Annotated in this window: 24 protein-coding genes; 10 read left to right on the plus strand and 14 right to left on the minus strand. The window is 62.8% G+C overall.

The window, feature by feature from the left end:
* Positions 1 to 2 precede the first annotated feature (2 nt).
* The 3 genes from GBJ34_RS06555 to GBJ34_RS06565 form a co-directional block, all read right to left on the minus strand.
* Positions 3 to 1,028 carry an enoyl-CoA hydratase/isomerase family protein gene (locus tag GBJ34_RS06555; RefSeq protein ID WP_151718474.1) on the minus strand — a complete coding sequence of 342 codons (1,026 nt, stop codon included), beginning with the start codon at positions 1,026 to 1,028 and terminating at the stop codon, positions 3 to 5.
* The gene (locus tag GBJ34_RS06560) at positions 1,025 to 2,164 is read right to left on the minus strand and encodes an acyl-CoA dehydrogenase family protein (protein ID WP_151718475.1); all 1,140 of its coding nucleotides are present in this window, start codon (positions 2,162 to 2,164) and stop codon (positions 1,025 to 1,027) included. The genes GBJ34_RS06555 and GBJ34_RS06560 overlap by 4 nt, the downstream gene beginning before the upstream one ends.
* A 312-nt stretch (positions 2,165 to 2,476) precedes the next feature.
* Positions 2,477 to 3,976 carry a CoA-acylating methylmalonate-semialdehyde dehydrogenase gene (locus GBJ34_RS06565; protein ID WP_151718476.1) on the minus strand — a complete coding sequence of 500 codons (1,500 nt, stop codon included), beginning with the start codon at positions 3,974 to 3,976 and terminating at the stop codon, positions 2,477 to 2,479.
* Positions 3,977 to 4,078: 102 nt separating this feature from the next.
* On the opposite strand from GBJ34_RS06565, the gene GBJ34_RS06570 reads away from it, so the two are divergent.
* From GBJ34_RS06570 to GBJ34_RS21040, 4 genes are all read left to right on the plus strand, one after another.
* Entirely contained in the window at positions 4,079 to 4,966 is an 888-nt protein-coding gene (locus GBJ34_RS06570) for a LysR family transcriptional regulator (RefSeq protein ID WP_151718477.1), read from the plus strand.
* A 50-nt stretch (positions 4,967 to 5,016) separates the two neighbouring features.
* On the plus strand, positions 5,017 to 5,451 hold the full coding sequence (locus tag GBJ34_RS06575; protein ID WP_151718478.1) for a CBS domain-containing protein: 435 nt from the start codon (positions 5,017 to 5,019) through the stop codon (positions 5,449 to 5,451).
* Positions 5,452 to 5,539: 88 nt separating this feature from the next.
* The gene (gene coaD / locus GBJ34_RS06580; protein ID WP_151718479.1) at positions 5,540 to 6,043 is read left to right on the plus strand and encodes a pantetheine-phosphate adenylyltransferase; all 504 of its coding nucleotides are present in this window, start codon (positions 5,540 to 5,542) and stop codon (positions 6,041 to 6,043) included.
* A gap of 176 nt (positions 6,044 to 6,219) precedes the next feature.
* The gene (locus GBJ34_RS21040) at positions 6,220 to 7,866 is read left to right on the plus strand and encodes a calcium-binding protein (protein WP_151718480.1); all 1,647 of its coding nucleotides are present in this window, start codon (positions 6,220 to 6,222) and stop codon (positions 7,864 to 7,866) included.
* Positions 7,867 to 7,938: 72 nt separating this feature from the next.
* Here GBJ34_RS21040 and GBJ34_RS20485 read toward each other — a convergent pair whose 3' ends face one another.
* The 4 genes from GBJ34_RS20485 to gap (GBJ34_RS06595) form a co-directional block, all read right to left on the minus strand.
* Positions 7,939 to 8,109 carry a hypothetical protein gene (locus GBJ34_RS20485; protein ID WP_192931128.1) on the minus strand — a complete coding sequence of 57 codons (171 nt, stop codon included), beginning with the start codon at positions 8,107 to 8,109 and terminating at the stop codon, positions 7,939 to 7,941.
* Positions 8,110 to 8,313: 204 nt separating this feature from the next.
* Positions 8,314 to 9,315 carry a type I glyceraldehyde-3-phosphate dehydrogenase gene (gap, locus tag GBJ34_RS06590; RefSeq protein ID WP_151718481.1) on the minus strand — a complete coding sequence of 334 codons (1,002 nt, stop codon included), beginning with the start codon at positions 9,313 to 9,315 and terminating at the stop codon, positions 8,314 to 8,316.
* Positions 9,316 to 9,417: 102 nt separating this feature from the next.
* The gene (locus GBJ34_RS20490) at positions 9,418 to 9,561 is read right to left on the minus strand and encodes a hypothetical protein (RefSeq protein WP_192931129.1); all 144 of its coding nucleotides are present in this window, start codon (positions 9,559 to 9,561) and stop codon (positions 9,418 to 9,420) included.
* 11 nt (positions 9,562 to 9,572) lie between these two features.
* Positions 9,573 to 10,577 (minus strand): type I glyceraldehyde-3-phosphate dehydrogenase, encoded by a 1,005-nt coding sequence (gene gap / locus GBJ34_RS06595; protein WP_151718482.1) that lies wholly within the window; start codon positions 10,575 to 10,577, stop codon positions 9,573 to 9,575.
* A gap of 202 nt (positions 10,578 to 10,779) precedes the next feature.
* On the opposite strand from gap (GBJ34_RS06595), the gene GBJ34_RS06600 reads away from it, so the two are divergent.
* On the plus strand, positions 10,780 to 11,748 hold the full coding sequence (locus GBJ34_RS06600; RefSeq protein WP_151718483.1) for a DUF808 domain-containing protein: 969 nt from the start codon (positions 10,780 to 10,782) through the stop codon (positions 11,746 to 11,748).
* A 37-nt stretch (positions 11,749 to 11,785) separates the two neighbouring features.
* On the opposite strand, the gene GBJ34_RS06605 is transcribed toward GBJ34_RS06600, so the two are convergent.
* Entirely contained in the window at positions 11,786 to 11,992 is a 207-nt protein-coding gene (locus GBJ34_RS06605; protein WP_151718484.1) for a hypothetical protein, read from the minus strand.
* Between the two features lie 94 nt (positions 11,993 to 12,086).
* Positions 12,087 to 14,102 (minus strand): transketolase, encoded by a 2,016-nt coding sequence (gene tkt / locus GBJ34_RS06610; RefSeq protein WP_151718485.1) that lies wholly within the window; start codon positions 14,100 to 14,102, stop codon positions 12,087 to 12,089.
* Positions 14,103 to 14,371: 269 nt separating this feature from the next.
* Between tkt and GBJ34_RS06615 the strand changes: the two genes are divergently transcribed.
* The 3 genes from GBJ34_RS06615 to GBJ34_RS06625 all read left to right on the plus strand — a co-directional run bounded on the left by GBJ34_RS06615 (position 14,372) and on the right by GBJ34_RS06625 (position 15,917).
* Positions 14,372 to 14,953 (plus strand): hypothetical protein, encoded by a 582-nt coding sequence (locus tag GBJ34_RS06615; RefSeq protein ID WP_151718486.1) that lies wholly within the window; start codon positions 14,372 to 14,374, stop codon positions 14,951 to 14,953.
* Positions 14,946 to 15,317, plus strand: a complete 372-nt coding sequence (locus tag GBJ34_RS06620) for a cell division protein ZapA (protein ID WP_151718487.1) — start codon at positions 14,946 to 14,948, stop codon at positions 15,315 to 15,317. Before GBJ34_RS06615 ends, GBJ34_RS06620 begins: the two co-directional genes overlap by 8 nt.
* 252 nt (positions 15,318 to 15,569) lie before the next feature.
* Positions 15,570 to 15,917, plus strand: a complete 348-nt coding sequence (locus GBJ34_RS06625; RefSeq protein WP_151718488.1) for a hypothetical protein — start codon at positions 15,570 to 15,572, stop codon at positions 15,915 to 15,917.
* A 122-nt stretch (positions 15,918 to 16,039) separates the two neighbouring features.
* Here the strand turns inward: GBJ34_RS06625 and grxD are convergent, their stop codons facing one another.
* From grxD to GBJ34_RS06650, 5 genes are all read right to left on the minus strand, one after another.
* Positions 16,040 to 16,399, minus strand: a complete 360-nt coding sequence (gene grxD / locus GBJ34_RS06630) for a Grx4 family monothiol glutaredoxin (protein WP_151718489.1) — start codon at positions 16,397 to 16,399, stop codon at positions 16,040 to 16,042.
* Between the two features lie 191 nt (positions 16,400 to 16,590).
* Complete coding sequence (locus tag GBJ34_RS06635; RefSeq protein ID WP_151718490.1) at positions 16,591 to 16,833, minus strand: BolA/IbaG family iron-sulfur metabolism protein; 243 nt, start codon at positions 16,831 to 16,833, stop codon at positions 16,591 to 16,593.
* 82 nt (positions 16,834 to 16,915) lie between these two features.
* The gene (locus tag GBJ34_RS06640) at positions 16,916 to 17,407 is read right to left on the minus strand and encodes a GNAT family N-acetyltransferase (RefSeq protein ID WP_151718491.1); all 492 of its coding nucleotides are present in this window, start codon (positions 17,405 to 17,407) and stop codon (positions 16,916 to 16,918) included.
* A complete protein-coding gene (purL, locus tag GBJ34_RS06645) occupies positions 17,404 to 19,566 on the minus strand; it encodes a phosphoribosylformylglycinamidine synthase subunit PurL (RefSeq protein ID WP_151718492.1) in 2,163 nt (720 codons plus the stop codon). The genes GBJ34_RS06640 and purL overlap by 4 nt, the downstream gene beginning before the upstream one ends.
* 604 nt (positions 19,567 to 20,170) lie before the next feature.
* Positions 20,171 to 21,064, minus strand: a complete 894-nt coding sequence (locus tag GBJ34_RS06650; protein ID WP_151718493.1) for a LysR family transcriptional regulator — start codon at positions 21,062 to 21,064, stop codon at positions 20,171 to 20,173.
* Positions 21,065 to 21,224: 160 nt separating this feature from the next.
* On the opposite strand from GBJ34_RS06650, the gene GBJ34_RS06655 reads away from it, so the two are divergent.
* Positions 21,225 to 24,632, plus strand: coding sequence for an indolepyruvate ferredoxin oxidoreductase family protein (locus GBJ34_RS06655; protein WP_151718494.1), 3,408 nt, complete (start codon positions 21,225 to 21,227; stop codon positions 24,630 to 24,632).
* Positions 24,633 to 24,852: 220 nt separating this feature from the next.
* Positions 24,853 to 25,665, plus strand: a complete 813-nt coding sequence (gene murI / locus GBJ34_RS06660; RefSeq protein ID WP_151718495.1) for a glutamate racemase — start codon at positions 24,853 to 24,855, stop codon at positions 25,663 to 25,665.
* The last annotated feature ends 7 nt before the right edge of the window (positions 25,666 to 25,672 follow it).

A 25,672-nucleotide genomic window follows, 5' to 3' on the forward strand; every position in this document is an offset into this window, starting at 1 on the left:
GGTTACTCCGTAAAATCAAGGGTTTCGGGGCCAAGCGGTGCCAGAAGCGCCGCAACTTCGGCCGGGGTTCCGCCATAGCGCCAGCGCGGATTGCGATCCTTGTCGATGATCATCGCGCGAACGCCTTCCAGAAAATCGGTCTCCGCCTGTGCGCGGTGGGTGACGCGATATTCCATCTCCAGTGCGGTTTCCAGACCCGGCCGAGGCCCGAGCGCGCGCAGCAGGGCGAGTGTCGTGGCCACAGCCAATGGGGCCCCCCGATCCAGCGCCTTGAGGCTGTCACGGCTGAAATCGCTGTTTTCAGATGCCAGCGAGGCGCGGATCAGCGCCAGGCTGTCTTGCGCAAAATGCCGGTCGATCTGCGGCTGCAGTGCGGGCAGGCTGGCCGCAGGCGCGGGCTGTGCGGCCTGAAGCACCGCCGCCGCGTCGCCGGTTTCGCACAAGGTGGCGATCAGCGCGGGCCATTCCACGATCGGCACGAAATGATCGGCGAAGCCCGCGAAGATCGCGTCACCCGCTCCCATACGGTTGCCGGTCAGGCCGAGCCAGGCACCGATCTGGCCCGGCGCCCGCGCCAGAAGCGCGCTGCCACCGACATCGGGCACGAGGCCGATCGCGCATTCCGGCATGGCAAGTTGCGCAGTCTCACCGACAATGCGGTGGCTGGCATGGCAGGCGATCCCCACACCCCCGCCCATGCAGAACCCCTGCACCAATGCCACGATCGGCTTCGGATAGCGCCCGATCCTTGCATTCATGCGGTACTCGTCACGCCAGAAGGCGCGCCCGTAATCGTGATGGCCTTGGGTGCCTTGTGCGTAAAGTTCGGCAATGTCACCGCCGGCACAAAAGGCGCGCGGGCCCTCGGCGTCGATCACCACAAGCGCGATGGCAGGATCATCGGCCCAGGCGATGAGGGCTGCATCCAATGCCTTGCACATCTCATAGCTGAGCGCATTCAGCGCCTGCGGGCGGGTCAGGGTAACACGGCCCGCGCGTCCCTCGACCCGGATCGAGATATCGCTCATGCCGCCACCATACCGCGCGCGACAATCATGCGCATGATCTCGTTGGTGCCTTCCAAAATCTGATGCACCCGCAGATCACGCACCAGTTTCTCGATCCCGTAATCGGCCAGATAGCCGTAGCCGCCATGCAGTTGCAGACATTGATTGGCGACATCAAAGGCGGCGTCGGTCACATAGAGCTTTGCCATGGCACAGAATTTCGTGGCATCCGGCGCGGCATTGTCCAGCTTCCAGGCCGCTTGGCGCAGGAAGATGCGCGAGGATTGCAACTTGACCTCCAGCTCGGCCAGCCGGAATTGCAGCGCCTGGAACTGATCCAGACTGCGACCAAAGGCGCGACGTTCCGACATATAGGTGAGCGTCGCATTCAGCGCTGCCTGCGCGCCGCCAAGTGCGGATGCCGCGATATTGAGACGCCCGCCATCAAGGCCCGCCATGGCATAGGCAAAGCCCTTGCCCTCAACCCCGATCAGGTTGTCGCTGGCGGTGAGGCAATCGTCGAACTGCACCTGCCGGGTGGGTTGGGCGCGCCAGCCCATCTTGTCTTCCAGCCCGCCAAAGGACAGACCGGGGGCATCGGTCTCCACGATCAGGGCAGAGATGCCCTTGGGGCCATCCTCGCCGCTGCGCGCCATGACCAGATAGGCGTCGGAGTAGCCGCCACCCGAGATGAAGGCCTTGGTGCCGGTCAGCCGCCAGCCCTCATTCGTGCGTAGTGCGCGGGTTTTCAAAGCCGCCGCGTCAGAACCCGATCCGGGCTCGGTCAGGCAATAGGAATAGACCTTGGTCATGCTGCACAGATCGGGCAACAGGCGCGCCTTCAATTCCGGGCTGCCGAATTTGTCGATCATGCCGCCGCACATGTTGTGGATCGACAGGAACGATCCGACCGAGGGGCAGGCCATTGCCAAAGCCTCGAATACCAGGGTGGCATCCAGCCGTGACAGGCCCGATCCGCCATGTTCTTCCGAGACATAGATCCCGCCAAGCCCCAGTTCCGCGACGCGGGGCCATAGCGCCTTGGGGATATCGCCCTCGGCCTCCCAGGCCCGTGCGAAAGGCGCGATATGTTCCTGGCCGAATGCATGGGCCATATCGAAAATGGCCTGCTGTTCTTCAGACAAGGCAAAATCCATCCCGAGCCTCCCTCTCTGGAATTGAACATCTGTTTATTTCTGGAATGTTGCGAGAGTTTTGCAAGGCGTCTCTGGCCTGGAGCCTGCGTCCTTTTGTCGGCCGAAGGCGCGAATGGCGGGCGAAGGCGCATTTTGTCGGCGTAGGCTGGGGCGTTTGTGCGCCCACGGCCCGTGCCGGGCCTGCCCCTTGGGGGTATATTGGGACAGAAAATGAGCATCGGAGTTGCTCGGGATTTCTGTCCGTCAGTATCCCCGGGCGGGCATTGAGCTGCAGGCTCAAGAGGGGGCGCAAGCGCCCCCTCTCTGGTGCGGTCAGTCCAGCGCCTTGAAGTTCAGGCTGGCACCATCCTTGATGCCCGAGAACCAGCGCGCGGTGACGGTCTTGGTCTTGGTGTAGAAGCGGAAGGCGTCCGGGCCATATTGGTTCAGGTCGCCAAAGGCCGATTTCTTCCAGCCACCGAAGGTGTAGTAGCTGAGCGGCACCGGGATCGGGAAGTTGATGCCGACCATGCCGACATTCACCCGGCTTGCGAAATCGCGCGCGGTGTCGCCATCGGCGGTGAAGATGGCGGTGCCATTGCCATATTCATTGTCGATGACAAGGTTCAGCGCCTCTTCATAGGTGTCCGCCCGCACGGTCGACAGCACGGGGCCGAAGATCTCTTGCTGGTAGATGTCCATGTCGCGGGTGACATTGTCAAAGAGGCTGGCACCGACATAGAAGCCTTCCTCATAGCCCTGGATGTTCAGGCCACGGCCATCGACCACCAGTTTCGCGCCCTGTGCCACGCCCGAATCGATCAGGCCAAGGATGCGGGTCTGCGCCGCTTTGGTGATGACCGGCCCGAAATCGATATCCGCGCCGGCGGTATAGGGGCCGACCTTCAGTTTCTCGATACGCGGGATCAGCTTTTCGATCAGCGCATCGGCGGTTTTCTGGCCAACCGGCACCGCGACCGAGATCGCCATGCAGCGTTCGCCCGCCGCGCCGAAACCTGCGCCGACAAGGGCGTCCGCCGCCTTGTCCAGATCGGCATCGGGCATGATGATCATATGGTTCTTCGCGCCGCCGAAGCATTGCGCGCGTTTGCCATTGGTGGCGGCGCGGCCATAGATATATTGCGCGATCGGGGTGGAGCCGACAAAGCCGATGCCCTGAATGGTCGGGCTGTCGATCAACCCGTCCACAGCGGCTTTGTCGCCGTTCACCACCTGCAGCACGCCATCCGGCAGACCGGCTTCTTTTGCCAGTTCGGCCAGGCGCAGCGAGGTCGAGGGCACGCGCTCGGACGGTTTCAGGATGACCGCATTGCCGCAAGACAGCGCCGGGCCCATTTTCCACAGCGGGATCATGGCGGGGAAGTTGAACGGCGTGATCGCGGCCACAACACCCAGCGGCTGGCGCATCGAATAAAGATCGATCCCCGGGCCTGCGCTGTCGGTATATTCGCCTTTCAGCAGGGCGGGCGCGCCCATGCAGACCTCGATCACCTCAAGGCCGCGCTGCACATCGCCGCGGGCGTCGGGCAGGGTCTTGCCATGTTCGATCGAGACCAGCTCGGCCAGCTCGTCCATATGTTTGTTGATGAGGTCGCCGAACTTCATCATCACCCGTGCGCGACGCTGCGGGTTGGTGGCGGCCCAGCCGATCTGGGCCTTTTCAGCTTCGGCAATGGCATGGGCCAGTTCGGCGTCGGAAGCCAGCGCGACGCGGGCCTGCAATTCGCCGGTGGCGGGGTTATAGACTTCGCTAAAGCGGCCGGAGGTGCCTGCCACCATCTTGCCGTTGATCCAGTGTCCGATCTCTTTCATCTGATCCTCCTCGGATGATTGCCCGCAGCTTAGCCTTGCATTTTCGCGCGAAAAAGCGGCAAGATTCCAAAAGCATTTTGCAATTTTGCAAAGGGTCCGGGATTGGATTGGGATGATCTGAAGTTGTTTCTGGCAGTGGCCCGGGCGGAAAGCCTGTCGGGCGCGGGCAAGGTGCTGCGGCTGGACCCGGCCACGGTGGGACGGCGTGTGGCGCGGCTTGAAGAGGCTTTGGCGGCGCGGCTCTTTGTGAAAAGCCCGCAGGGCTATAGTCTGACCGAAGAGGGCGCGCGCATCCTTTCCCATGCCGAGAAGGCCGAGCAGGCGGTGACGGGGGCCGCCGAGGAATTGCGTGGGCAGGGGCAGGGTCTGACTGGACAGATCCGCATCGGCGCGCCCGATGGCTGCGCCAATTACCTGTTGCCGCAGGTTCTGGCGCGGATTTGCGATGCCAATCCGGGGCTGGAGGTGCAGATCGTGGCGCTGCCCCGGGTCTTCAACCTGTCCAAGCGCGAAGCGGATATGGCCGTGGCGGTCAGCAGGCCCTCGACGGGGCGGCTGACGGTGCAGAAACTGGCCGATTACAGTCTGAGCCTTGCCGCTGCGCGCGACTATCTGGCGCAGCATCCACCGATCCGGTCGCCCGAGGATCTGCGCAACCACCGGATCATCGGCTATATCAGTGACATGATCTTCGACAAGGAACTGGATTATCTCGGCCAGCTTGGGCTGGATCAGGTGCCGCTGGCCTCCAACTCGGTCTCGGTCCAGCTGAACTGGCTGCGCCATGGCGCGGGCGTGGGCGTCGTGCACGATTTTGCCCGGCCTTCGGCGCCCGAACTGGTGCGCATCCTGCCCGAGCTGCAGCTGAGCCGCAGCTTCTGGCTGATCCGTCATGCCGATGACGGGCGGGTGACGCGGTTGAACCGTTTTGCCGATCAGCTAAGCGCCGGACTCCGCAAGGAAGTGTTGCGTCTGGAAGCTGCCGCTTGACAGGAAATTGCGCAGGCGCAAGGCTTCCACCATAGGCAGAGGAGACACCCATGCACGTTGCGCAGATTCTCAAGACAAAACCCGTTGGCGAGGTGATCACCGTCACCCCCGGAACCAGCGTGGCCGAGGTGGCGCATGTGCTGTCCATGCGCCGGATCGGGGCGGTTGTGGTCTCGAGCGATGGCAAGCATATGGCGGGCATCGTGTCGGAGCGTGATATCGTGCGCGAACTGGGCAAACGGGGCCCGAGCTGTCTGGCCGATCCGGTCGACAAGTTGATGACCACGAAAGTCATTTCCTGTGCCGCGACCGATACCACCCATGACGTGCTGCAAAAGATGACCGACGGGCGCTTCCGTCACATGCCGGTGCTGGAGGGCGACGAGATGGTCGGCTTCATCTCCATCGGCGATGTGGTGAAATCGCGGCTGATGGAACTGGCCGCCGAGAAGGACGCGCTGGAGGGAATGATCAAGGGCTTCTGACCCCGATTGCTGCGGCGCGGCGCTTTGCCTCTTGCCAAGCGTCGCGCAATATTGTTGCGTGTCGCGGCACAGGCAAGAGGGGGAGCCCATGCGTATCGGCCTTTATCCGGGAACCTTCGATCCCATCACGCTGGGGCATGTCGATATCATCCAGCGCGCGGTGCAATTGGTGGACCGGCTGGTCATCGGGGTTGCGATCAATCGCGACAAGGGGCCGCTTTTTCCGCTTGAGGCCCGGGTGGCCATGGTCGAGGCCGAATGCGCCGAGATCAGCCGCGCCTGTGGCGGGGCCGAGATCGTGGTGCATCCTTTTGAAAACCTGCTGATCGATTGCGCCCGTGATGTGGGGGCAGGTGTCATCATCCGCGGCCTGCGGGCGGTGGCCGATTTCGAGTATGAATTCCAGATGGTTGGCATGAACCGCGCCCTCGACAGCAGCATCGAGACGGTGTTCCTGATGGCGGATGCACGCAGACAGGCCATCGCCTCCAAGCTGGTAAAGGAAATCGCCCGGCTTGGCGGCGATGTGTCGAAATTTGTAACGCCCGCCGTCGCCACGGCCCTGGCCGGGCGGCTGCACCGCCCGGGCTGAATATCACCGCTTGCCATCAGGCTTGATTGCCGCCCGGTTCGGGCGCAGTATCCGCGACATTGAACGACTCTGGACACGACTCTGGCTGCGCCGGATCCGGCATCGCCGGGGCATTGAGCTAAGTGCATTCGACGGCCGGGCGCCCAATCGGGCCGTCATGTCAGGGAGAGATTGTCATGCCGCTTTGGATTTACTCGACGAATAGCATCGGTGCGGGTGTGCGCATCGCTCCGACGGCAAATGTGGAAGTTTACATCGCACCCGGGGTGACCATCGAATCTTCTACCTCGAATGCCATCAGCAGCGGAGAGGCCGGTGTCGGGGTCTATGTAGGGGCAGGTGCCGTTGTGCGCGGGGTCAGCAACGGCGGGGTCCGGCTCAACCTCGAAGGTGGTGGCACCGGACGCTGGCTTGAAGTTGAGCAAGGCGGGATGGTCGTTGGCGGTGCTTTTGGCGCGGCGGTCTATGGCGATGGTGCCATGGTGACCAACCGTGGTCACATCATGGGCGGAAGCTACGGCATCCTTTATGATTTGACCGCAGAGACCGACATGATGCGGATCGTCAATTCCGGCCATATCGTGGGCAGCTCATTGGGGGTGACCTATAATAGCGCCGGCAGCCGTGGCACGCTGGAACTCGTCAATACCGGGCTGATCTGGGGCGGGAGCTTTGCCTTCGAGGCGACGTCGAGCATATCCAGCAGGATCACCAACCGCGGCGAGATGCGTGGCGGAGTAAGGGCCAGCGACAAGGCCGATTTTCTTGACAATGTCGGCGGCAAGATCACTGGGCAGATCAACTTGTATGACGGAAATGATACACTGCGTCCGGGGGCAAATATCGAGAATGTCCTTGGCGGCGGCGACATCGATCTGCTCGATTTCTCCAATTCGGGGGCGGTGAAGGTCTATCTGATGGACGCGGCCTCCAATACCGGGGCGGCGGCGGGCGACACCTATGGTGGGTTTGAAAATATCACCGGATCGCTGACTGGTGCCGATCTGTTGCAGGGCGACGATCTGGGCAATCTGCTGAACGGGCAGGGCGGCAATGACACGCTGCAGGGCATGGGCGGCGTCGACAATCTGCTGGGCGGTGCCGGCGACGATTTGCTGGATGGTGGTTCCGGGGCGGACCGGCTGGATGGCGGGGCCGGCAATGACCGCTATATCGTCGATACCGGCGGCGATATGGTGATCGAGGCCGCAGGCGGTGGGTATGATCTGGTGCAGACCTGGGTGAACCTGATGCTGGTCGCCAATATCGAGGCCGGCACGATTCTGTCCAATACCAGCCGTGCGCTGACCGGCAACACGCTGAACAACCTGCTGACCGGCGCGGCAGGGAACGATACGCTGAATGGCGTTGCGGGCAATGATACGCTGAAAGGCCTGCTTGGCAATGACCGGCTGGATGGCGGGGTAGGCAAGGACAGTCTGGATGGCGGTGCAGGCAACGATCGGCTGATCGGCGGCGCGGGGGCCGATACCTTGACCGGCGGGGCCGGGGCTGACCGTTTTGTCTTTACCGCGCGCACCGACAAAGGCGATGTCATCACCGATTTCGTGCGGGGGCAGGACAAGATCGAGATCGCGGCCTCGGCCTTTGATCCGACGATGGCCACAGGCACACTCGCCTCCAAGCATTTCGTCTCGCGGGCGGATAACCAGGCGCAGGACGGCAATGACCGCTTCATCTTCCGCACCACCGATGACACGCTCTGGTTTGACAGCAATGGCAATCGCAAGGGCGGGCTGATTCTGCTGGCCGATTTCAGCACCGACCTGTCCCTGAGCGCGTCGGATATCATCATCAGCTAGGCATAACGAAAAAGGCCGGATGCAAGATCCGGCCTTGGTCCACTCATATCGCGATGCCCCGGTTCATATACCTCAGGCGGCGCGGCCATAGACCGTTTCATAGGCGATGCGATGCGCGTCGCCCGGATAGATATTGAGGTCCAGCGCCACATCCAGCGGCATACGCGCGATCTCGTCACGGGTGCGGACAAAGCGGGCGCGTTTATCGGCCGCAGATTTCAGTCGCTCGATCAGATTGGTCATTTTTCTTTCCTTTCCACGTTCAGTGGCATCCTGGGCCAGACCGGCCCGGGGCAGCGGGGCGTATCCCCGTCCGCATGGGACAGATGGTGCATTGTGCTTGCGCTAACAATATGGGCGCGCGCAATGCCGCGATGCAGAAACCGCATGGCTGACAGCAGAACGGGCGCCCCAGGGGGCGCCCGTGACCGGCCGTTACGGCCGATATCAGATCAGCTTGCCCATGGCGACTGCGGTATCCGCCATCCGGTTGGAGAAGCCCCATTCATTGTCATACCAGGTCAGGATCGACACAAAGGTGCCGTCCATTACCTTGGTCTGATCCATGTGGAAGATCGAGGAATGCGGGTCATGGTTGAAGTCGACCGAGACATTCTTGAACTTGGTATAGCCCAGAATGCCCTTGAGCGGGCCGTCTGCTGCCGCCTGGATCGCGGCATTCACCTCTTCGACCGAGGTGGCGCGCTTGGCGATGAACTTCAGATCCACGACCGAGACATTCGGCGTCGGCACACGGATCGCAAATCCGTCCAGCTTGCCCTTCAGTTCCGGCAGCACCAGACCCACGGCCTTGGCCGCCCCGGTCGAGGTCGGGATCATGCTGAGTGCGGCGGCGCGGCCGCGATAGAGATCCTTGTGCATGGTGTCCAGCGTGGGCTGGTCGCCAGTATAGGAATGGATCGTGGTCATCATGCCTTTTTCGATGCCGATCGCGGCATTCAGCACCGAGGCTACCGGGCTGAGGCAGTTGGTCGTGCAGGAGGCGTTTGAGACGACGATGTCATCCTTGGTCAGCGTGTTGTGGTTCACGCCATAGACGATGGTCTTGTCAGCACCGTCGCCGGGGGCCGAGATCAGCACTCGCTTGGAGCCGTTCTCAAGGTGGGCCGCGCATTTTTCCTTGCTGGTGAAGATGCCGGTGCATTCCATCACCACATCGACATCGCCCCAGGGCAGATCGGCCGGGTTGCGCAGCGCGGTGACCCGCATCGGGCCACGGCCGACATCAATCCAGTCTTCGCCGGTGGTCACCTCGACCGGGAAACGGCCATGCACGCTGTCAAAACGCAGCAGATGGGCGTTGGTTTCGACCGGGCCAAGGTCATTGATCGCGATCACCTGAATATCGGTGCGCCCCGATTCGATGATGCCGCGCAGCACATTGCGCCCGATCCTGCCGAATCCGTTGATTGCCACTTTGACGGTCATGTCTGCCTCCTGAGCCATGCACAAAGCTGCCCGCGACTCGCGTGGGCGCTGCTAGCGCTAACATCGCCGGAACGGCACAAAATGCAACTGAAATTCGCGCCGTCAGCGCCAGAATATCAGATATTCGCTCAGATCAAGGATTTTGCGGCCCAGAAACAGAATGGCCTCCCCGCCATTGGCGAGAAGGTCCAGCGCGCAAAGCGCGAAGATGATTGCGGCAAGCGTGAATGCAACGCGATCCGGCACGTCCCCTCCGGTTACTGGAGAAGCCGCCCCATCGCACCGGCCACATCGGCCATCCGGCAGGAGAAGCCCCATTCATTGTCATACCAGGCCAGCACGCGGACGGTGCGCCCGCCCACGACCTTGGTCTGGTCCGGGGCAAAGATAGACGATTGCGGCGTATGATTGAAGTCGATCGAGACCTTGGGCTCCGGGTCATAGGCCAGAACCATGCCCATATAGCCGGCAGCGGCTTCGCGCACGATCTCGTTCACGTCCTGGACGGTGACGTCCTTGGAGGCGACGAAGGTCAGATCGACCGCCGAGACATTCGGGGTCGGCACGCGGATGGCGGAACCATCCAGCTTGCCCTTCAGCTCGGGCAGCACTTCGCCGATGGCCTTGGCCGCGCCGGTCGAGGTGGGGATCATCGCCATTGCGGCGGCGCGGGCGCGATACAGATCCTTGTGGCGACGGTCCAGTGTGGGCTGATCGCCGGTATAGGAATGGATCGTGGTCATGATGCCGGATTCGATGCCGATGGCATCATTCAGCACCTTTGCCAGCGGGGCCAGGCAATTGGTGGTGCAGGAGCCGTTGGAGACGACAAGGTGATCCAGGCTCAGCTGGCGGTGGTTGACCCCATAGACCACGGTCTTGTCGGCATTCTTGGCGGGTGCCGAGACCAGAACGCGCTTGGCACCGCGCCCCAGATGGACGGCAGCCTTGTCGCGGTCATTGAACTTGCCGGTGCATTCCAGCACGACATCGACGCCTTCCCAATCCAGCTCTTCCGGGTTGTAGGTCGACATCACCCGGATCGGGCCGCGACCCAGATCGATGGTGTTGCCGTCCAGTTTCACCGTGCCGGGGAAGCGGCCATGGACCGAATCATATTTCAGCAGATGGGCGTTGGTCTCAATAGGGCCGGTTGCGTTGATCGCCACGACCTGCACGTCATTGCGGGCCGATTCCGCGATATGGGCCAGAGTGCAGCGCCCGATGCGGCCAAAGCCATTGATGCCGATGGTGATGGTCATGTCTCGCGTCTCCGTCTGGTCAGCCCCGCTACAAGGGCGGCTATAGCCCGACGGGGCGGATGCGCAAAGGATAAAAGCGACGTATTTTCATGATGTTAGCGAAAACATGAGGTGTTTTCGCTAACATGCCGCGATCCAAACCATCTTTTCGCCGCACTGCGGCTCGGATAGTCTCTGCGCAACAGGTTCAAGGGGTGAACGGATGAGTGGATTGCTGGCGCTGCTCGATGATGTGGCGGCGATTGCGAAAATGGCAGCGGCCTCGGTCGATGATGTGGCGGCGGCGGCGGCCAAGGCCGGGTCCAAAGCCGCAGGCGTCGTGATCGATGATGCGGCGGTGACACCGAAATATGTGCATGGCTTCGCGGCGGAACGCGAATTGCCGATCATCTGGAAGATCGCGCGCGGCAGTCTGAAGAACAAGCTGATCATCCTGCTGCCGGGCCTGCTGGCGCTGAACTACTTTGCGCCGGTGGTGATTACGCCGCTTTTGATGCTTGGGGGTGCCTATCTGTGCTTTGAGGGGGCAGAGAAGGTGGTTCACGCCTTTGCCCCCCATGCCGATGCCGCCGTGGCCGAGGATTTCGACACCAGGGATTCCGCGCATCTGGAAGAGGAAAAGGTCGCAGGGGCCATCAAGACCGACTTCATCCTTTCGGCCGAGATCATGACCATCGCCCTGTCGGCGATCCCGGAAAGCACGCTGTGGATGGAGGCGATCACACTGGCCGTCGTTGGCACGCTGATCACGGCGGTGGTTTACGGGGCCGTGGCGCTGATCGTGAAGATGGATGATGTCGGCCTGCATCTTGCCGGGCGCGCAAATGGCTCGGCGCAGGCGGTCGGGCGTGGGTTGGTGGTGGCGATGCCGAAACTCATGGCCTTCCTGTCCACGGTCGGCACGCTGGCCATGCTGTGGGTTGGTGGCAATATCGTGGTGCATGGGTTGCATGGGCTCGGCCTGCACGAGCCTTACAGCACCATTCATCACTGGGCCGAACTGGCCGCCCATAATATGCCGGCCAGCTTGCAAGGCTTTGTCACCTGGCTGGTTACGGCGATCTGTGATGGCATCCTTGGCCTGATCCTGGGCGTGCTGCTGATCCCGGTCGCCACGCGGGTGATTGGTCCGATGATTGCCAAGGTCACCGGCAAGCAGGCGGCGCATTGATCCAGACAAGCGCGGTGGATCCCATCTGCCGCGCGCCTTATCGCATGAAGCGGTAGGTCAGCCAGAACGCGATCAGGGCGACACAGGCGGCGGATCCGAAGATCACCCCGGATTGGATGGCATCGCTGCATTGGATGCCCGGACAGTGATCGCGGCTGTCAGTGATGGCCGCCGCTGCAAGCAGCCCCGAGGCGATGGCGATGAAGGTCATGGCGATCAGGCAGAAGATCCGGATCACGCGCATCGTTTTCTTGCCCATCTTGCCGAACAGACCATCACCATAAGGAAAAGGGCCGCATCACGCGGCCCTTTCCGATTTTTCGACGAAAAATCGCGGCTCAGAGCAGCGCCTTGGCCTTGGCGACAGTGGCCTCTGCGGTGATGCCGAATTCGGTATAAAGCCGCTCTGCCGGGGCGGAGGCACCGAAGGACGACATGCCGACGAAATCGGCTTTGGCTTCGCGCCCACGCTCACCCAGCAGCCAACGATCCCAGCCCTGACGCACGCCCGCCTCGATGGCGATGCGCACCGGACCTGCGGGCAGCACCTTCTTGCGATAGGCCTCATCCTGTTCGGCGAACAGTTCCATACAGGGGACCGAGACGACACGGGTGCCGATGCCCTCGGCCTCCAGCGCCTCGCGGGCCTTCAGCGCGATCTCGACCTCGGTGCCGGTCGCCATCAGGATGACCTGACGCTTGCCGGTGGCCTCGGCCAGAACATAGGCGCCCTTGGCGGTCAGGTTCTGGTTGCTATGCGTCAGACGGACCGCTGCCACACCCTGACGGCTGAGCGCCATCACCGAAGGCGTGGTCTTGGTCGACAGCGCCAGTTCCCAGGCCTCGGCGGTTTCCACCAGATCAGCGGGGCGGAACACCCAGGTGTTCGGCGTGGCACGGCTGATCGCCAGATGTTCGACCGGCTGGTGGGTCGGGCCATCTTCGCCCAGACCGATGCTGTCATGGGTCATCACATAGACGACCGGCACCTGCATCAGCGCCGACAGACGCATCGAGGGGCGGGCATAGTCGGTGAAACACATGAAGGTGCCAGAATAGGGGCGCACCCCGCCATGCAGCACCATGCCGTTCATCGCGGCAGCCATGCCATGCTCACGGATACCCCAATAGACGTAGCGCCCTTTGCGGTTCAGCGGATCGAACACGCCCAGATCGGCGGTCTTGGTGTTGTTGGAGCCGGTGAGGTCGGCCGAGCCGCCAATGGTTTCCGGCATCACCGGGTTCACCGCGGCCAGCACCAGTTCCGAAGCCGAGCGGGTCGCGAGTTTCTTCGGCGTCTCGGTCGCGGCTTTTTTCACGCCACGGATGGCCGAGGCCAGCTTGGCGGGCGCATCCAGCGCGAAGATGCGCTTGAACTCGGCCTGTTTGCCTTGCGGCAGGGTGGCCATGCGCGAGTCCCATTCACGACGGGTCGCAACGCCCCGTTCGCCAATCGCCTCCCAGGCCGATTTCACATCGGCGGGAATGTCGAAGGGGCCATGGGTCCAGCCGTAAGCGGCACGGGTATCGGCGATCAGCTGCTTGTCGGTCAGCGCGCCATGACCCTTGGAGGTGTCCTGCGCCGAGGAACCAAGCGCGATATGGGTCTTGCAGGCGATCAGCGCCGGGCGGGGCGAGCGTTTGGCCTTGTCCAGCGCCGCGTCGATCTCGACCGGGTCATGGCCGTCACATTCGAACACATCCCAGCCCGAGGCGGCAAAACGTGCCTTCTGGTCGGTGATATCCGACAGTTCGACCTTGCCGTCGATGGTGATGCCGTTGTTGTCCCACAGCACGATCAGGCGCGACAGCTGGTGTTTGCCGGCGATGCCGATGGCCTCCTGGCTCACGCCTTCCATCAGGCAGCCATCGCCCGCGATGACATAGGTGTAGTGATCCATCACCTTGGCCCCCCAGCGGGCGCGCAGCGATTCCTCGGCCATGGCAAAGCCCACGGCGTTGGAGATGCCTTGCCCCAGCGGGCCGGTGGTGGTTTCCACCCCTTCCAGATGGCCATATTCCGGGTGGCCCGCCGTGCGCGCGCCCCATTGGCGGAAGTTCTTCAGCTCGTCCAACGTGGCCTGCTTGTAACCCGTCAGGTGCAACAGGCTATAGATCAGCATCGAGCCATGGCCCGCCGACAGGATGAACCGATCGCGGTTCGGCCATTTCGGATCGGTCGGGTCGAAATTGAGGTGCTTTTCAAACAGCACGGTGGCCACATCGGCCATGCCCATCGGCATCCCGGAATGGCCGGAATTGGCGGCGGCCACGGCATCCAGGGTCAGAACGCGGATGGCGCAGGCTTTCTTCCAGTGGTCGGGGTGCTGTTCACGCAGGCTGGCAATATCCAAGACGGCGATCCTTCTCAATGACGGGCTCTCGATCCGTGTCCTAGCAGCCCCGCCGCCAAGATCAAGCGCGGGCGCAACGCATGGGCGTGGAAAGGCGGGGGAAAACGCCCATTGGGGGGCGCAATCCCGCCAATCTTTGCGTTAAGATCGATTTTGACCCGGTTTCGACGATTCGGGGCGCTTGTGGCCCTTGCGTTCCGGCGCGAGTATAGGGGCAAGGCGTGCGCAGGATCGCGGCCCGGGAAAGAAGCAGACCAAAGGCAAAAAGCATGACGGAATTGGCAGAGCTGGAACGCAGGATCGTCGCGGCGCTCGGGCGGATTGATGCCGGGCTGGACCGCTGGCAGGATCTGCGCCGCCAGGCCGCCGCGGTGCCTGCTGCCGCAGAGGCCGTGCCAGAGGAAGAGGTCGGGGCCGATGCCGAGGCTTTCGATACCGGCCTTGCCGTCGATCTGGCTGCTGCCCAGGCCACCATCGCCCGTCTTGAGGGCGAGTTGGAGGCCGAGCGGCGCAGCAATACCCAGCTGACCGACCGGGTCCGCAGCCTTAAGCAGCGCGAAAGCCGCAACGAGGCCGGGCTGGAGGCGCGGATCGAACAGCTGACCAAGCAGCTTGATGTGCAGGGGCTGGAACTGCATCGCTTGCGCAAGGGCACGATCCAGCTGCGCGAGGCGCTGCGCGTGCTGCGCGAGGCCTCGGAGGCGGGCACGATCGATGCCGCCATGATCAACAAGGCCCTGCTGGCCGAGCTGGAGGCGCTGCGCGCCGCCCGGTCGTCCGAGACGGTGGAGCTGGAAGAGATCATCGCGGAACTGACGACACTGATCGGGAAGGAGGCCGAGGATGCCTGAACTGGATGTCACCATCGGCGGGCGGGTCTTTCAGGTGGCCTGCCAGCCCGGCGAGGAACATTATCTGCGCGCCGCGGCCGCCATGCTGGATGCCGAGGCGGCACCAGTGGTTGCGCAGATGGGCCGCATTCCCGAAAGCCGGATGCTCTTGATGGCGGGGCTGATGCTGGCCGACAAGACCGCAGGGCAAGAGGATGAGCTGCGCCTCTTGCGCGCCCGCATCACCGAGCTGGAGGCACAAGGCACGCCCGCGCCGCAGCGGATCGAGGTGCCGGTCATCCCGCCGCAGGTCGGCGAAACGCTGGCCGATTTGGCCGCCCGGGCCGAAGCCCTGGCCAACCGGCTGGAAGAGGATCTGGTCTGACTTGCGGCCAGACGCAGATGCAAAAGATCGGGATGCCTCTGTTTCCGGCCCCATCATGATGCGGTCAGGTGCCGACTTCGAAGAGAAGCAAGGCACCTGCCGGGATTAACCGCATATGAGGTTGAGGGCGCTCATGAAGCAAAGATCAGCCTGCGGCAAAAGCCGCCGCCGGTTGGTTTGAGCCCATTGCGGTCTTTCGTCCCCCAATATGTTACTGTGTCGAGAGTCGGACACAGTGAGGAGGACGGGAAGATGGGAGGAGCGGGTGCTGGTGCAGCCAGTTTTCTTTTTGCGGGGATTATGATTGTGTCGCCGCTGGCCTGTCTGATCGCCGCCTTAATATCATGGATCCTGGTCTTGCCTAAATGGACCATTGCTGCATTTGGTCTCTTTTTCACCTCTTGTGCCCTACATCTCATCATGTGGAATGTTGAACCAGAAGGCATTGTGAGCCTGATCGCGTTTTCAGGTGGTTTCGCAATCTCTGTCGTTGCGCTGGCAATGATACCTGTTGCGCTGGCCGCCAGAATTGGCGCTTTGATCTTCGCTGTGGTGGGAGGAAAGCAAGAGCGCCGTTCCCATCCGGAAACCGGCGACTGACCGCTCCGTCCCGCATAGCAGACATCGACCTCATCAGAAGCCATTATATGCATCATCCCAAAACAGAAAAAGCCCGCCATCCGGCGGGCTATTCTATTCCGGAGCAAGGCCTGCGCCGAAGGTCAGGCGTTGGCTTCGCGGATCTTGTCCGCCGCTTCCTTGTTGAAGGCGATGCCATTGCTTTCAAACAGCGTGTCCAGCTCGCCCGAGATGGTCATTTCGGTCACGATATCGCAGCCGCCGACAAACTCGCCCTTCACATAAAGCTGCGGGATGGTTGGCCAGTCGGAGAAATCCTTGATGCCCTGACGGATCTCGGCATCGGCCAGCACGTTCACATCGGCATATTCCACGCCCATGTAATTGAGAATGCCAGCCACGCGGGACGAGAACCCGCATTGCGGCATCATCTTGGTGCCCTTCATGAAAAGCACCACGTCATTGGTGGTGACGGTTTCGCGGATCATATCCTGCGCGCTCATGTCCGTTTTTCCCTTTCGGCTCTCCAGCGGGCGATCCGGCGCTGCCGCGTCCAGCCCCCGCTGCCATATTTGATGAAAAGCACCAATTCCCGGCAAATGTCCAGCACCAGCAAGGCGCGGATCATGGCGTCGATGGCCCGCAGAAGGGTCAGAAAGCTGCGCCAGATCAGGTCTGCCGGATCGCTCAGCGGTTACTCCGGCGCCTTGGTGGTCAGGGCCAGCGCGTGCAATTCGCCATGCGCCCCGTCCATCTTGCCCTTCAGGCTGGCATAGACCGCGCGCTGCTGCTGAACGCGGTTCATGCCCTTGAAACTGGCGTCGATGACCTCGGCCGCCCAATGGTTGCCGTCCCCGGCAAGGTCGGTAATGGTGATCTGCGCCTGCGGGAATGTTTCCCGGATCAGGGCCTCGATATCCTTGCCTTCCATCGGCATGTGATGGCCTCCTCGTGCTTTGTCTTCAATCTAGGCTGCCTGAATGCGCCCCGCAAGGCGGTGCGATCAATCCGGGTCGGCCCTAGACCGGGCCTGCCTGCATCGCGCGCCATTCGCGGGCCAGCAGCGCGAAGAAGACGCAATCGACCCATTGCCCGTCCTCGCGCTGCCAGCATTCACGCCAGCAGCCTTCGCGCACAAAGCCTGCCGCCTGAAAGAAGCGTAGGGCGCGCGCATTGTCGGCGGTGCAATCGAGGCCAAGGCGATGGCCGCCCCGGTGATCGAAAACCTCGATCAGCAGGGCCGCCAGAAACGGACGGCCAAAGCCAAGGCGACCAGACGCGCGGGGGAGAGTGGCAAATTCCCGCAACCCCCAGGCGCGCGGCAACCATTCGGCCAGCAGGGCGAACCCCGCCGGGCCATCATCATGATCCTGCCAAAGCAGCAGATTGCCTTCCGCAATCGCGGCTTCGATCTGGCCATCAATGGGCGGATCGAGAAAGGGTCGGTTGGCCTCGCCCGTCCAGAGATCACGGATGAAAGCCGCATCTTCGGGCCGGGCGGGGCGGATCATCCCTCGATAGCGGCGGCAAAGGCACCGCGATAGAGCGCGGACAGACCAGCCAGTTCGGCGCTGTCTGCGCCGAAGCTGACATTGTTGCCGCCGAACCGACCCACACGCAGCACCGGCACGCCGGTGGTCAGGGCCGCGGCCTCGATGGCCTCGGCACCCGCTGCAGAAACGGCCAGCAGATAGCGCGCCTGGTCTTCGCCAAACAGCGTCGGGATATCGTCCGCATCCAGGCTGACGCCCAGACCCGCGCCTTCGGCCATTTCGAAGGCTGCAAGCGCCAGACCGCCATCGCCCAGATCGGTCGCCGCGCGCACCGATTTGCGGATGCTGCGCAGGAAATCGCCGTGGCGTTTCTCGGCCGCCAGATCGACGGAGGGCGCATCGCCCGTCTCGATCCCGAAGGCCTCGGCCAGAAGGGCGGATTGCCCCAGATGCCCGAAGGTCTCGCCGATCAACAGGGCGATATCACCGGCAACCGGCTGGCCCGCGATCAGATCGTCGATGTTTTCCAGAAGACCCACGGCGCCAATGGTCGGCGTGGGCAGAATGGCAGAGCCATCGGTCTCGTTGTAAAGCGAGACATTCCCCGACACGATGGGCATTTCCAGTGCCGCCACCGCCGCACCGATGCCTTTGATGGCCCCGACGAACTGGCCCATGATTTCGGGCTTTTCGGGATTGCCGAAATTCAGGTTGTCGGTGGTGGCCAGCGGCAGCGCGCCGACAGCCGTCAGGTTGCGATAGGCCTCTGCCACCGCCTGTTTGCCACCCTCGAACGGGTTGGCCTTCACATAGCGCGGCGTCACGTCCGAGGTGAAGGCAAGCGCCTTGCTGGTGCCATGCACGCGCACCACACCGGCGGCAAGGCCGGGGCGCATCAGCGTGTCAGCGCCGACCTGGCTGTCATATTGCTCCCAGACCCAGGCTTTATGCGCATGGGTCGGGCTGCCGATCAGGGCGCGCAGCGCGTCGATGGCACCAATGGCGGGCACATCGCCCAAGGGTCCAGCGGCGGGCGTCTCGACCCAGGGGCGATCATATTCCGGTGCCGAAGACGACAGTTTCGACAGCGGCAGATCAGCTTTCACCTCGCCACCCAGCAGGATCAGGAAACGATCCTCGGGGATGGTTTCGCCGACAATGGCGAAATCGAGGTCCCATTTTTCAAAGATCGCGCGCGCCTCTGCCTCTTTCTCGGGCTTCAACACCATGAGCATCCGCTCCTGGCTTTCCGACAGCATCATCTCATAGGCGGTCATCGCCGCTTCGCGCTGCGGCACCGCATCCAGGTTCAGACGGATGCCGAGGCCGCCTTTGTCGCCCATCTCCACCGCCGAACAGGTCAGGCCCGCAGCCCCCATATCCTGGATGGAGATGACCGCACCGGAGCCCATCAGTTCAAGCGAGGCTTCCAGCAGGCGCTTTTCGGTGAAGGGGTCGCCAACCTGCACGGTCGGGCGCTTTTCCTCGATCGTGTCGTCGAACTCGGCCGAGGCCATGGTCGCGCCGCCGACGCCATCGCGGCCGGTCTTGGCCCCAAGATAGACAACCGGCATCCCGACGCCCGAAGCCACCGAATAGAAGATCTTGTCGCTATCCGCGATGCCCGCCGCAAAGGCGTTCACAAGGCAGTTGCCGTTATAGCTGCGATGGAAGCGGACCTCGCCGCCGACTGTGGGCACGCCAAAGGCATTGCCATAAGCCCCGATGCCTTCGACCACGCCCTTGACCAAGTGCGCGGTCTTGGGATGCGAGGGCAGGCCGAAACTCAGCGCGTTCATCGCGGCGATCGGGCGCGCGCCCATGGTGAACACATCGCGCAGGATGCCGCCGACGCCGGTCGCGGCACCCTGATGCGGCTCGATGTAAGAGGGGTGGTTATGGCTTTCCATCTTGAAGATGACGGCTTGTCCGTCGCCGATATCGACGACGCCCGCATTCTCGCCCGGGCCGCAGATCACTTGCGGGCCGGTGGTCGGCAGGGTGCGCAGCCATTTCTTCGAGGATTTATACGAGCAATGCTCGTTCCACATCGCCGAGAAGATGCCCAGTTCGGTGAAGGTGGGCTCGCGCCCGATGATGTCCAGGATGCGCTGGTATTCATCGGGTTTCAGGCCATGCGAAGCGATCAGCTCGGGGGTGATTGCGGGTTCAGTCATGGCCATGCCTCATCCGTTGATGCCTTGCGCGCCCGTTTAGGCCAAAGCCCCGCAAAGGGAAAGGCCGATGCCGCGTGGCGGCGCAAGATTTCCTGAGGTTGCCTGATGCGCGGATATGGGGCGATTCCCGTCACGACGCTTTCGGCAGCGCCCCGCAGTCGGGCAGGCGCGGCCTTTCGCTGCCGCATCGATGGGCAGGAAAAGAAAATGCCCCCCGAAACCAAAAAAAAGGCCGAGCAGAAGCTCGGCCCAAGTCCAACAGGGAGGTATGAAGTCGGCAAGAGAGAAACTCGATCACCGCCTTCGAGGTGGGATTTAGGCTTGCGCGCGGCTTGGCGCAAGCCTCAACATGCTGCAAGCGCAGCATGGCCGTCATGCGCTGTGTGCATGGCTGTGCGCGCCGTTTTGGCAAGATGCTGAAAATACATGCTATTTGTGAAGTGAAGGGGCAGGGCGGCCTTGTCGGCCCGACGCCGAAGGGCGGGCGTCTGCGACCAATGTCTAAGACGTGCTTCACCGGGTCTGACAGCAAAACGCCGCCCTGCTGATGCGGGCGGCGTCGATGGGTGGGGCAAGGCCGGCCCGGCAAGGCAAGCCGGACGTCTCAGGCGGGGTTCTGCTTGCGGAACTGGAAAATCTCTTCGGTCACGAAATCGCGGAATGCCGAGACGCGCTTGGAATGGCGCAGCTCTTCAGGATAGGCGAGGAAAACCGGCACCTCGGTCGACTCGATCTCGGGCAACACGCGCACCAGATGCGGCACGTCTTCGGTAACATAATCCGGCAGCACACCGATGCCGACATGGTTCAAGACACCCTGCAGCACCCCGAAATAGTTGTTCACCGTCAGGGTGGAAGGGATGTCATGGCTCATCAGTTGCGCGACCAGTAGCGCGCCGGCCGCGACCTGCGGGGTTCCGGCGTGCTGGCAGATCAGCCGGTGCTGGCTGAAATCCTCCATCGTGACGGGGGTGCCATGCTCGGCCAGATATTCGGGCGAGGCGAACATCCGCATCCGGATATTCATCAGGCGGCGGCGGATCAGATCGGCCTGCGAGGGTTCCTTCATGCGGATCGCCACATCGGCCTCGCGCATCGGCAGATCCAGCACCCGCTCTTCCAGCATGAGGTCAATCTTCAGGGCCGGATATTTGCGATAGAGCTTGGCCAGACGCGGCGTGAGCCACAGTGTGCCAAAGCCCGTGGTCGTGGTCACGCGCAACTCGCCAAAGACCTCATCCTCGCTGTCGCGGATGCGGGCGGCGGTCGCGTCCAGCCGTTTTGCCATGGATGTGGTGGCGTCAAACAGCAATTCTCCCTGTTCGGTGAGAATCAGTCCGCGTGCGTGGCGGTGGAACAGTGTGACATTGAGGCTTTCCTCAAGCGCGCGGATCTGTCGCGAAACCGCCGATTGGCTGAGATGCAGCGTATCACCCGCATGGGTAAGACTGCCCGCATCCGCCACCGCGTGAAATATTCTGAGCTTGTCCCAATCCATCACGAAACTCTGCGCCTGTTTTTGTATCGCTAACATTTCTGGGCTTAAATAGTCACATATTTATGCGGGTAAATGGCTATTGTCGCATTTTTCCCTCTTTGTAGGTCAGCATTTTTGACCTACCATCCTGTCATGTTCGTTTTGCAATGGGAGGTGCACAATGGGCAGGCAAGATGTGATCCGTGAAGGCGTGTCGCTTTCGGATCGTTATGACCTGACAAAATCGCCGGTTCTGTTGAATGGCACCCAGGCCCTTGTGCGGCTGATGCTGATGCAGCGGGCGCGCGATCAGGCGGCAGGCCTTGATACGGCGGGCTATTGCACCGGCTATCGCGGCTCGCCGCTGGGGGCGGTCGATCTGACGATGAGCAAATCGGCGCGCGAATTGCAGGCGGCGCAGATCCTGTTCCAGCCCGGTCTCAACGAGGATCTGGCGGCGACCGCGATCTGGGGCAGTCAGCAGGCGGAACTGCGCGGCGAGGGCAAGCATCAAGGGGTCTTCGCGCTGTGGTATGGCAAGGGGCCGGGGGTGGACCGCACCGGCGATGTGATGCGCCATGCCAATATGGCGGGCACCTCGGCATTTGGCGGCGTGCTGATGGCCATGGGCGATGACCATACCGGCGAAAGCTCCACCGTCTTGCATCAGTCGGATTGGGCGATGGTCGATGCCTATATGCCGGTGGTCAGCCCGGCAGGCGTGCAAGAGGTGCTCGATTACGGGCTTTATGGCTGGGCGCTCAGCCGGTTTTCCGGGCTCTGGGTCGGGCTGAAGACCATGAAGGACACGGTAGAGGCGACAGCGGTGGTCGATGGCGACCCGCAGCGAATGCAGTTCGTGACGCCCGAATTTCGGATGCCGCAAGGTGGCTTGAACATCCGCCTTGGCGACACGCCGGTCGCGCAGGAAGCGCGGATGATTGACTATAAACGTTTCGCGGCCGAGGCGTTTTCCCATGCCAACCGCATGGACAAGCGGATCTGGGGGCGGCCTGGGGCCAAGATCGGCTTTGTCGCGGCGGGCAAGAACTGGCTCGATCTCAGCCATGCGCTGTCGCTCTTGGGGATCGATGCCCATGAGGCGGATCGGCTGGGGATCACCACCTACAAGGTCGGGCAGACCTTCCCGCTGGATATGCGCGGCTTTCATGAATGGGCCGAGGGGTTGGAGGTCATTGTTGTCATCGAGGAAAAGCGCAAGCTGATCGAGGTGCAGGTGAAAGAGGCGATCTTTGATGATCGTCGCGGCCGCCGGGTGCTGGGCTGGCGCCATGATCGCACGCGCGAGGAATTGTTCCCGACGCGCTTCGCGCTGGATCCGTTGATGATCGCCGAAAAGCTGGGCCAGATCCTGACCGAAGAAGGCCGCGGGACGGAAGCCGTGAAGGCGGGCCTTGCGCGCATCGCCGAGGCGCGGCGCGCCGACAATGCGCAGGATCTGGCGGCGCGGCTGCCCTATTTCTGTTCGGGCTGCCCGCATAACAGCTCCACCAAGGTGCCGGATGGCAGCCGTGCCTATGCCGGGATCGGCTGCCATTACATGGTGCAATGGATGGACCGCGCGACCACCGGCTTTACCCATATGGGCGGTGAGGGCGTGAACTGGGTTGGCGAGGCGCCATTTTCCAAACGTGACCATGTGTTCCAGAATCTGGGCGATGGCACCTATAACCATTCCGGCGTGCAGGCGATCCGCGCGGCTTTGGCCGCCAATGTGAACATCACCTACAAGATCCTGTTCAATGATGCGGTTGCGATGACCGGCGGGCAGTTCAACGAGGGTGGCCTGACCCCGGACCGTATCGCGCGCGAAGTTCTGGCCATGGGGGTGCGCGAACTGGCCTTGGTGCATGATCCGAAGGAAGGTCTTGATCTGTCGAAGTTTCCCGCCGGGATCAGCCATCATGTCCGCGACGATCTGGAGGCGGTGCAAAAGCATTTGGCGACGGTGCCGGGGGTGACGGTGCTGCTTTATGTGCAGACCTGCGCCGCCGAAAAGCGCCGCCGCCGCAAGAAGGGCAGCTTCCCCGAGATTGACAAACGGGTGTTCATCAACCCGGAGGTCTGTGAGGGCTGCGGCGATTGCGGCGTGCAATCCAACTGCGTCTCGGTCGTGCCGGTGGAAACCGAGCTTGGCCGCAAGCGCGGCATTGACCAGTCCTCCTGCAACAAGGATTTCTCCTGCGTCAGCGGCTTCTGCCCGTCTTTCGTGACGCTGGAAGGGGCGAAGCCGCGCAAATCCTCGGGGCGGGTGCTGGAAATCCCTGATCTGCCGGACCCGGTGCTGCCCGCCATTCGCGGCACACATAACATTGTCATCACCGGGGTGGGCGGCACGGGTGTCGTGACCATCGGCGCGATCCTTGCCATGGCCGCGCATCTGGATGGCAAGGGCGCGGGCATGATGGAAATGGCGGGCCTGGCCCAGAAGGGTGGCGCGGTACATATCCATTGCCGCATCGCGGAAGACCCGGCCGATATCTCGGCCATCCGCGTCGCGGTCGGTGAGGCCGATGCCGTGATCGGTGGCGATCTGGTTGTGACGGCGGGGGCCAAGACCCTTGGCCTGATGACGGGCGGGCGCACGGCGGCGGTGGTCAATGACCATGAGATCGTGACGGGCGAGTTCACCCGCAACACCGAGTTCCGCATTCCGTCAGGGGATCTGCGCATCTCGTTGCAGGCCCGGCTGCGCGACCGGCTGCGCTTTCTCGATACCTCGGAATTTGCGCGCGTCATGCTGGGGGATTCGATCTTTTCCAACATGGTTCTGCTGGGCATGGCCTGGCAGGGCGGGCTGGTGCCGCTGACGCTGCCCGCGCTGCGCGAGGCGGTGCGGCTGAATGGGGCGGGCGTCGAGGCCAATTTGCGCGCCTTCGATCTGGGCCGCTGGGCGCAGGTCTTCCCCGATGAGGCACAGGCCGCACTGGTGCCGATGGCGCGGGTCGCGGTCGATCCGGTGGCCTATCGCGCCGATCAGTTGCGCGCCTATCAGGATGAGGCTTTGGCCGCGCGCTATCTGGCACGGGTGAAACCCGCACCCGAGGCGCTGCGCCTTTCGCTCGCCAAGGGCTATCATAAGCTCCTGGCCTATAAGGATGAATATGAGGTGGCCCGCCTTCATCTGCGCAGCCTTGATCTGGCGCAGGAGCAACTGACCGGCGAGATGCGCCCGGTCTTTCATCTGGCGCCGCCCTTCCTGCCGGGCAAGACCAGCAATGGCCGGCCGAAGAAACGCGCCTTCGGGCCATGGATCCTGCCGCTGTTCAAGCTGCTCTCCAAGATGAAGGGGCTGCGCGGCACGGCGTTTGATCCCTTCGGTCGCACGGCGGAGCGGCGGATGGAACGCGCTCTGATCGCGCAATATGAGGGGGATCTGGATGCGCTCTTGCCGCTGCATCAGCCCGCAACCGAAGCCGCGCTGATCGAGTTGCTGGAACTGCCGCTGACCATCAAGGGCTATGGTCCGGTGAAAGAGGCCAATGCCGAAAAGGCCGCGATCCGGCGTGCAGAGCTGATTGCCGTGATCCGCGCCGGAGGCGACGCCGCCCCGCGTCTGGCCGCCTGACCTTGTCAAACCGCCACCCGTGCGAAAGGTGGCGGTTTTTCCGCAATCCTCAGCCCTGCCCACCTTGACGACAGCCAATCCACTTGTTTGTCCAAACCTCACGATTGATTGCATCAGGCCCGGTTGCGGTGGATTTCCCCCGGGGCCGGGCCTAAAGCCTTTCATGGACGCGCCCCGAGTCGTAAGGTGGCGCAAATGACCCCGGCAGAGGGAGACAGGCATGGCGGTTGGCGTTTTCGATAGCGGGCTTGGTGGCTTGACGGTGCTGGATGCCGTCAGCAAGCGGATGCCCGATACCCCCTTCGTGTATTTCGGCGACAATGCCCATGCGCCTTATGGCGTGCGCACGCATGATGACATCTTCAACCTGACCTGTGCCGCCACCGAACGCCTTTGGGCCGAAGGCTGCGATCTGGTGATCCTGGCCTGCAACACCGCCTCTGCCGCCGCGCTGAAGCGGATGCAGGAAACCTGGCTGCCGCCGAACAAGCGGGTGCTGGGGGTGTTTGTGCCGCTGATTGAGGCGCTGACGGAACGGCAATGGGGCGACAACTCGCCGCCGCGCGCGGTGGCGGTCGAACATGTGGCGCTGTTTGCCACGCCCGCGACGGTGGCAAGCCGCGCCTTCCAGCGCGAGCTGGCCTTCCGCGCCATTGGGGTCGATGTCGAGGCGCAGCCCTGCGGCGGTGTGGTCGATGCGATCGAACAGGGCGACGAGATTTTGGCCGAGGCGCTGGTGCGCAGCCATGTCGAAAGCCTGAAGCGGCGGATGCCCCAGCCGCAGGCCGCAATCCTGGGCTGCACGCATTACCCCTTGATGCAAAAGGCGTTCCAGGATGCGCTTGGACCGCAGGTCAAGGTGTTCAGCCAGGCCAATCTGGTGGCCGAAAGCCTGGCCGATTATCTGGCGCGCCGCCCGGAATTTCTGGGGACCGGCACGCAGTCGAAATTCCTGACCACGGGCGATCCGGATTACGTCTCGTCCAAGGCCACGCAATTCCTGCGCCGCCAGATCGTGTTCGAGGCGGCCTGAGGGGCCG

This window comes from Gemmobacter serpentinus, assembly GCF_008973825.1.
GTDB lineage: Bacteria > Pseudomonadota > Alphaproteobacteria > Rhodobacterales > Rhodobacteraceae > Gemmobacter > Gemmobacter serpentinus.

Bases quoted from the DNA above. Each gene is read 5' to 3' on its own strand.
- GBJ34_RS06560 (WP_151718475.1), bottom strand. From the start codon at position 2,164: ATGGATTTTGCCTTGTCTGAAGAACAGCAGGCCATTTTCGATATGGCC.
- GBJ34_RS06655 (WP_151718494.1), top strand. From the start codon at position 21,225: ATGGGCAGGCAAGATGTGATCCGTGAAGGCGTGTCGCTTTCGGATCGT.
- GBJ34_RS06620 (WP_151718487.1), top strand. From the start codon at position 14,946: ATGCCTGAACTGGATGTCACCATCGGCGGGCGGGTCTTTCAGGTGGCC.
- GBJ34_RS06625 (WP_151718488.1), top strand. From the start codon at position 15,570: ATGGGAGGAGCGGGTGCTGGTGCAGCCAGTTTTCTTTTTGCGGGGATT.
- GBJ34_RS06575 (WP_151718478.1), top strand. From the start codon at position 5,017: ATGCACGTTGCGCAGATTCTCAAGACAAAACCCGTTGGCGAGGTGATC.
- GBJ34_RS06615 (WP_151718486.1), top strand. From the start codon at position 14,372: ATGACGGAATTGGCAGAGCTGGAACGCAGGATCGTCGCGGCGCTCGGG.
- murI (WP_151718495.1), top strand. From the start codon at position 24,853: ATGGCGGTTGGCGTTTTCGATAGCGGGCTTGGTGGCTTGACGGTGCTG.
- GBJ34_RS06605 (WP_151718484.1), bottom strand. From the start codon at position 11,992: ATGCGCGTGATCCGGATCTTCTGCCTGATCGCCATGACCTTCATCGCC.
- coaD (WP_151718479.1), top strand. From the start codon at position 5,540: ATGCGTATCGGCCTTTATCCGGGAACCTTCGATCCCATCACGCTGGGG.
- GBJ34_RS21040 (WP_151718480.1), top strand. From the start codon at position 6,220: ATGCCGCTTTGGATTTACTCGACGAATAGCATCGGTGCGGGTGTGCGC.
- GBJ34_RS06565 (WP_151718476.1), bottom strand. From the start codon at position 3,976: ATGAAAGAGATCGGACACTGGATCAACGGCAAGATGGTGGCAGGCACC.
- GBJ34_RS06600 (WP_151718483.1), top strand. From the start codon at position 10,780: ATGAGTGGATTGCTGGCGCTGCTCGATGATGTGGCGGCGATTGCGAAA.
- GBJ34_RS06555 (WP_151718474.1), bottom strand. From the start codon at position 1,028: ATGAGCGATATCTCGATCCGGGTCGAGGGACGCGCGGGCCGTGTTACC.
- GBJ34_RS06650 (WP_151718493.1), bottom strand. From the start codon at position 21,064: ATGGATTGGGACAAGCTCAGAATATTTCACGCGGTGGCGGATGCGGGC.
- grxD (WP_151718489.1), bottom strand. From the start codon at position 16,399: ATGAGCGCGCAGGATATGATCCGCGAAACCGTCACCACCAATGACGTG.
- GBJ34_RS20485 (WP_192931128.1), bottom strand. From the start codon at position 8,109: ATGACCAATCTGATCGAGCGACTGAAATCTGCGGCCGATAAACGCGCC.
- GBJ34_RS06635 (WP_151718490.1), bottom strand. From the start codon at position 16,833: ATGCCGATGGAAGGCAAGGATATCGAGGCCCTGATCCGGGAAACATTC.
- GBJ34_RS06640 (WP_151718491.1), bottom strand. From the start codon at position 17,407: ATGATCCGCCCCGCCCGGCCCGAAGATGCGGCTTTCATCCGTGATCTC.
- purL (WP_151718492.1), bottom strand. From the start codon at position 19,566: ATGACTGAACCCGCAATCACCCCCGAGCTGATCGCTTCGCATGGCCTG.
- gap (WP_151718482.1), bottom strand. From the start codon at position 10,577: ATGACCATCACCATCGGCATCAATGGCTTTGGCCGCATCGGGCGCTGC.
- gap (WP_151718481.1), bottom strand. From the start codon at position 9,315: ATGACCGTCAAAGTGGCAATCAACGGATTCGGCAGGATCGGGCGCAAT.